Consider the following 6,237-nt stretch of genomic DNA (forward strand, 5'->3'; position numbering starts at 1 on the left):
CTAGCCATGATGAGTCGCCCCTTGAATGCCCTTTTTTGTTCAATCGTTTTGTTGTCTGGAGGCTCGCCGTGCTTTGGGCAGGACTGGGTCGAGCTGGAGGAGCCGAGCGAGGCTGGCGGGGGTACCTTGTTCGAGAAGGTGGAGCCGGAGGCGTCGGGCATCGTGTTTGAGAATCGTTACGATCACCCGCAGCGTTGGACCAAGCTTTGGCATCAGTATTTTCTGGGGACCTTTGGGAGCGGGTTGTCGTTGGGCGACGTGGACGGGGATGGGTTGCCTGACATTTTCGCGGTGGGAAAGGACTCTCCCAATGCCTTGTTCCTGAACCGGGGCGGCTTTCGGTTTGAGGATGTCACGGCGGAGAAGGGTTTGTTTGGCAAGGAGGGGATTGGCGCGGGCAGCAGCATGCTCGATATCGACAATGATGGGGATTTGGACATCTACGTTACCTACACGGGATTTGCCAACGAGCTGTATCTGAACGACGGGCGGGGCAATTTCACGGAGGCGGCGGCGGCGTGGGGCTTGGCGATCGATACGGGGTCGAACGCTCCTTCGTTTGCCGACTATGACCGGGATGGGGACCTCGATCTCTATTTGCAGAGCAATTTTTTGCAGCGGTCTGGGATTCCGGAGGGCATGCCGGACATGTTGCTGGAGAATCGGGACGGACGGTTTGTGGATGTGACGGAGCAAGCGGGGATCTCTGGGGCGGGCCAAGGGCATTCGGCGATTTGGTGGGACTATGACGAAGACGGCTGGCCCGACATTTACGTGGCGAATGATTTCGAGCCTGCGGACAAGTTGTATCGGAATAATCGCGACGGGACTTTTTCGGATATGATCAATGAGGTGATCGTGGCGGCTCCTTATTCGGCGATGGGGGCGGATCTTGGGGATTTCAATAACGATGGGCACATGGACTTCATGGTTTCCGAGATGGCGACTCACGATCATGTGAAGCACCATCGTACGATCGGGTCGATTTCAACCAAGGTGCTGTGGGCGAGCACGGACACGGTCCCTCAGTACATGAAGAACATGGTTTCGCTTAAGATCGGGCCGAACCAGTTCGCGGAGGTGGGCTACCTGACCGGGCTGGATGCTACGGACTGGACTTGGGCGACGCGTTTTGCGGACTTCGACAACGACGGCTGGTTGGATGCGTATTTCGCGAATGGCATGGCGCGGGCGTTTCACGATGGGGACATTGGCATTCAATCGAAGAAGGCGAAGACGGGGTGGCAGAGAATGGGCTATTTCAAGAATAGCCCTCAGTACGACGAGCAGAACCTGGCGTATCGGAATCTTGGCGACTTTTCGTTTGAGGACGTAAGTTCGCAGTGGGGGCTCGATATGGTCGGGGTCAGTTTTGCGTCGGCTTACGCGGATTTTGATGGGGATGGGGATTTGGATATGGTTCTTAGCAACATGGAGTCGAACCTGACGCTTTATCGAAATAACAGCCCGAGTGGGGGAAGGCTGTTGATCGAGCTGGAAGGTGCGGAGAGCAACCGCGGTGGAGTGGGGGCGAAGCTTAGGTTGCATGTTGGAAGCGAAGTCATGGGGCGTGAGGTGTCGTTGACTCGTGGATACCTTTCGAATGACGAGCCCGTGGTGCATTTTGGCCTGGGCGATCGGGGTGAGATAAGGAAGTTGGAAATCGAGTGGCCGAGCGGCGTTTATCAGGTTGTTGAAGGGCTAGAGGTCGGGCGACGTTATACGATTCGCGAAAGTGCGTCTGGCGATGCTCCAGCTGGTGGGGGCGAGACGTTTTTTGTGAGGTCTGAGATCGAGTTGCCGGAGGAGGTTTTGAGCGAGGAAGAGCACTTTCAGATGTATCCGATGCAGCTGTTGATACCTGCGGTCGAGATCCGTGATGGACCGGAACTCGCTGTGGCTGACGTGGACGGCGATGGCTGGGAGGACGTGTTGATGGGAGGAGCGACTGGGCAGGGGACTCGCTTGTTTTTGAATCGTGAAGGCGAAGCGCTGGAGTGGCTGGATCTTGATGATTTTGACGACGATTTTGATAGCGAGGACAAGAGTCTGAGCGTGTTCGACTACGAGGGGGATGGAGACTTGGACCTGTTCGTGTCCTCCGGGGGGATCGAGCTCGATGCGGGCGACGATTATTACGAGGACCGGCTCTATCTCAATGAGGGTGCGGGGGAGTTTGAGCGAGTAGGACGCTCGTTTCGGCCTGATCCGGTCTCTTCCGGGGCGAGTCTTGCGTTTGATTTTGATGCGGATGGGGACATGGATTTGCTGGTCGCTGGAGGCTCGGTGAAGGGGATGTATCCTAAATACGAGGACAATTTGGTGTGGAGGCGCGACGAGAAGGGATATGTGCTAGATGAGGAGAGTTCCTTCGCTGAGGCGTTTCGTCGTTCCGGGAATACGAGCGATCTTTTGTCGGTGGATATTGATGGGGACGGGCGAGAGGATGTGGTGCAAACGGTGCTTTGGGGCGCTCCTAATATCTGGCTGGGTGGCGAGTCTGGGCTTGTTAGGGTGGACTCGTTTTTTGAGCGGGAAGCGTTGTTGGGTGTTTGGCGCTCGGTCGCTAGCGGAGATTTCGATGGGGATGGGAGAGCGGATCTGGTTCTCGGTAATTTTGGCCTGAATACGAAGTACGAGGCGACTGTGGAGGAGCCGGTGCGCTTGTTTGCTCCGGACAATCCGTTCATGGAGAACATCTACATCGAAACCTATGTGAAGGGCGGTCGCGTCTTGCCGATGGAGAATCGAGAGGTGCATGACATCCAGCTTCCGGGACTGATGGAAAAGACAACGGAGAATATCGCTGATTTCGCGGAGAAGGATGCGGAGGCGATTTTCACTGCTGAGCTTTTGTCGAAGTTTCGAGCCTACGATATGACCGAAACGCGCAGCGTGCTTTTGTTGCAAAAGGAGCCCGGTCGCTTCGAGAAGTTGGCTTTACCGAATTGGGCTCAGAGTGGGATCGTGATCGATTGTCTCGCTGAGGATGTGGATGGGGACGGGGATGAGGACCTGATCCTCGTGCATGAGATGCATCCGCCGAAGCTTTGGGCGGAGCGTTTCTTGAGGGGGCACGTGACCTTGCTCTTGAATGATGGCGAAGGCGTATTCAAGGAGCAGCTACCGTTTAAGAGCGGCTTGGAGACGTATGGGTATCCGAGGCGACTGGCTTGGGCGGATCTCGATCGCGACGGGAAGGGGGAGCTGCTTGTCTCGATGAACGAGGGGCCGCTGCTGGTATTTGAGGTGAAGTAGGGCCGCTTGGAGGTTTCCTCGCTTAGCGGCGTTGGTTCCACTCTTCCGAATCGAATTGGTCGGAAAGGGCCATTTCTTCTTCGGGGCGCCACGATGGGGAGTCGACGTATTCGATCTCGGCCTCTAGGAGCTGGGCGAGCTTGAGGGTGAAGTCGTTGTAGAATTTGCCCCAGCTTAGCTTGCTGGCGAGCGGTTTCCAGATGGAGCCTTGGAGCATGTAGCCGTTTTTGGAACGCTTTTGGGCGGCTCCGGCGATCTTGCTGGGAAGGTTCTTGAGGATGACGTCGTAGAGTTCTGCCTTGTTGAAGCAAACCGACGGGGTGGTTTGTTCGGGGGGGGTGAGATTGAACTCGGTCTCGAGCCCTTGCTCGGCGAAGGCGTCGATCATGCATTGGTGCACGTCGCGGTAGCTATCGACCGGCTGGCCTTTGGAAAAGGGGTGGCTGGAGGGGATGACGAGGGTGTAGGTCCAGTCGTTGGTGTGGTCGACGAGGCCGCCTCCGGTGGGGCGGCGCACGATTTCGGCGCTGAGGTCGTGGACCTCGGAAGTGATGTAGGAGTAGCGTTGGCTGAGGCCGAAGGTGTAGGCGGCGCGGTGCCACTTGTAGTGGCGGAAGCGGATGGCGTCGCTTGGCTCGTAGCGTTGCAGCATGAGGGCGTCGAATGCCATGTGCTGGGCGGCGGAGGCGGTAGAGTCGGGAATAATGTGAAAGGAGTGCGCCATGTGTGGGGAGCTACAGTTGTGTAAAGGGCGAGCAGGTCAATGGGAAAGGGATGCGGCGAGCTCTTGGGAAAATGTGGCTGTGGCAAGGCCCGTTTTCCTTGGTGCGTGCTGGTCGCTTGCTGCGGTAGGCCTAGGGGGCTTTGGCGGTGATGACGGCGCGTTTGGGGGCGGGATAGCCTTCGATGGTTTTGCTGGGGTCGTTGGGGTCGAGGAAGTCTTTGAGGGATTCGAAGATCATCCATTCGGTGGAGCGTTGCTCGTCGAAGGTGGTGGTGGAGACGTCGATGACTTTGATGTTGCGGAAGCGGCAACGTGTGACCCACTGGACCAAGGTGTCTACGGTGGGGATGAACCAGACGTTTTTCATCTTGGCGTAGTATTGGTCGGGTACGAGCGAGTAGCCGGGGGGGCCGTCGACGATGATGGTTTCGAGCACGAGTTCGCCGCCGGGGCGGAGGTAGTTGCGGAGTTCGTAGAGGTGGTCGAAGGGGGAGCGGCGGTGGTAGAGTATCCCCATGCTGAATACGGTGTCGAAGGCGGGTATGGCGGGCGGCAGGCCTTCGATGCCGAAGGGGAGAACCCAGACGGGGGGCGCGGTCAGGTATTTTCTGACGGCGAGGTACTGCATGACGTAGAGCAGGAAGGGATCGGTGCCGAGGGCGAGCTTGGCGCCTTCGCCCGCCATGCGCCAGCAGTGGTAGCCGGAGCCGCAACCGATATCGAGGACGAGCCGGTCTTCGAGGGGGGAGATGCCTTCGACGAGGCGGTCCCATTTGAGGTCGGAGCGCCACTCGGTGTCGATATGGGTACCGAAGAAGTCGAAGGGGCCTTTGCGCCAGGGGCGGAAGTTGTGGAGGGTGTCTGGAAGGCTGGCTTGTTGCTCGGTATCCAGATCTTGGGGTTGTCCGATTTGGATGGCGGGGGTGGTGAGGGAGTAGTTATCGGCTGACAAGCAGCCTCCCACAGCTCCTGCATTGGGAAGGGCTTCGATGGCGTTGAGCCATTTGTCGAGGTGGCCGTTGTTGGATTGGAGAATGGCGGGTTCGACGGTTTTTTGAAGGGGCTCGATCCAGGGGTGCAGGTCGGTGCTGGCGAGGAGCTGGTGGAGATCGTCGTAGGTGGATAGTGGTGACATGATTTTTTTTGCCCACGAAGGGCACCAAGGGGCACGAAGGTCTTCAAGAAGAATGGGTGACGTAGGGCGACCTGCCCGGCGGTTGGGCCCTACCTTTTATTTAAAGGCGAGGAAGGAGGCGAAGTTGAAGCACTGGAGCCAGATTTCGTCGCGGGCGAAACCGGCGGCGGCGAGGCGGGACTCGTGGGCGTCGATGGTTTCGGGGACGAGGACGTTTTCGAGGGAGGAGCGTTTTTGGGAGATCTCGAGATCGGAGTAGCCGTTGGCCCGTTTGAAGTCGTGGTGCAGGGTGGTGAGGTCTTCTTGGATGTGGGGGTCGTCGAAGAGGATCTTTTCGGAGAGAACGAGGATGCCGCCGGGAACGAGGCTTTGGCAGATGCGGGCGAGCAGCTCGTGTCGCTCTTCCTTGGGGATGAACTGGAGGGTGAAGTTGAGGACGACGATGGAGGCGTTTTCGATGGGGGTATCCTGGATGTTTTGGCAGTGGAGCTCGACGGTGTGGCGTTTATCGACGTCGGCGAGGTTGGGGCGGCAGCGGTCGAGCATGGGTTGGGAGTTGTCGATGCCGTGGAAGGTGATGTCGGGGGTGTCGAGCTTGGAGCCCATGGAGGCGATGCCGGCGCCGAGCGAGCAGCCGAGGTCGTAGATGCGGGTGCCGGGTTTGGCGTAGTGTTGGGCGATGATGCCGAGCAGGGAGAGGGTCATGCCGTAGCCGGGGACTGAGCGGCGGATCATGTCGTCGAAGACGTCGGCCACGCCTTCGTCGAAGGCGAAGGCGTCGACTTGGGCCCGGGGGTCGGCGTAGACTTGGTCTTTCTTTGGTGGCTGGTTTTCGGACATGGCTGTTTTGGAACCGCTGATTAAATTGATGGGGAGTGTTGATGGCTAGTGGTTTTTTTGGAACCGCGGATGTTTGGATTTGAATGTCGGCCCAATGGGCCAACAGGGATGGGAAGCGTCTGATGACGCTTTGAGGGTGGCAGGTCGGCGCCCTGCCCTACAGGGGGGGCTGGACAAAGGGCGCCTGATGGGGTGAGGGTTTGTGTGATGGTTTCTTGGTTGAGAGTTTGTTTGGTGATGGTGTTGGGGCCTTGCTCATTGTGGGCGGGGGAGGAGTCGT

The 6,237-nt window shown here is 58.2% G+C and carries 5 protein-coding genes; 1 reads left to right on the forward strand and 4 read right to left on the reverse strand.

The features are described from left to right. Positions 1-6: 6 nt before the first annotated feature. Positions 7-3,258 (forward strand): VCBS repeat-containing protein, encoded by a 3,252-nt coding sequence (locus JIN87_RS24515; RefSeq protein WP_200358613.1) that lies wholly within the window; start codon positions 7-9, stop codon positions 3,256-3,258. 22 nt (positions 3,259-3,280) lie between these two features. Here the strand turns inward: JIN87_RS24515 and JIN87_RS24520 are convergent, their stop codons facing one another. The 4 genes from JIN87_RS24520 to JIN87_RS28420 form a co-directional block, all read right to left on the reverse strand. Further along, positions 3,281-3,982: a lipoyl protein ligase domain-containing protein gene (locus tag JIN87_RS24520; RefSeq protein WP_200358615.1), complete on the reverse strand. Its 702-nt coding sequence runs from the start codon at positions 3,980-3,982 to the stop codon at positions 3,281-3,283. 130 nt (positions 3,983-4,112) lie between these two features. Further along, on the reverse strand, positions 4,113-5,117 hold the full coding sequence (gene cmoB, locus JIN87_RS24525; RefSeq protein ID WP_200358617.1) for a tRNA 5-methoxyuridine(34)/uridine 5-oxyacetic acid(34) synthase CmoB: 1,005 nt from the start codon (positions 5,115-5,117) through the stop codon (positions 4,113-4,115). Between the two features lie 96 nt (positions 5,118-5,213). Next, positions 5,214-5,957 carry a carboxy-S-adenosyl-L-methionine synthase CmoA gene (gene cmoA, locus JIN87_RS24530; protein WP_200358619.1) on the reverse strand — a complete coding sequence of 248 codons (744 nt, stop codon included), beginning with the start codon at positions 5,955-5,957 and terminating at the stop codon, positions 5,214-5,216. Between the two features lie 20 nt (positions 5,958-5,977). Next, on the reverse strand, positions 5,978-6,237 hold a 260-nt coding region (locus tag JIN87_RS28420; RefSeq protein WP_234033603.1), incomplete at its 5' end, for a hypothetical protein.

It is taken from the genome of Pelagicoccus mobilis, from assembly GCF_016595505.1.
Lineage (GTDB): Bacteria > Verrucomicrobiota > Verrucomicrobiia > Opitutales > Opitutaceae > Pelagicoccus > Pelagicoccus mobilis.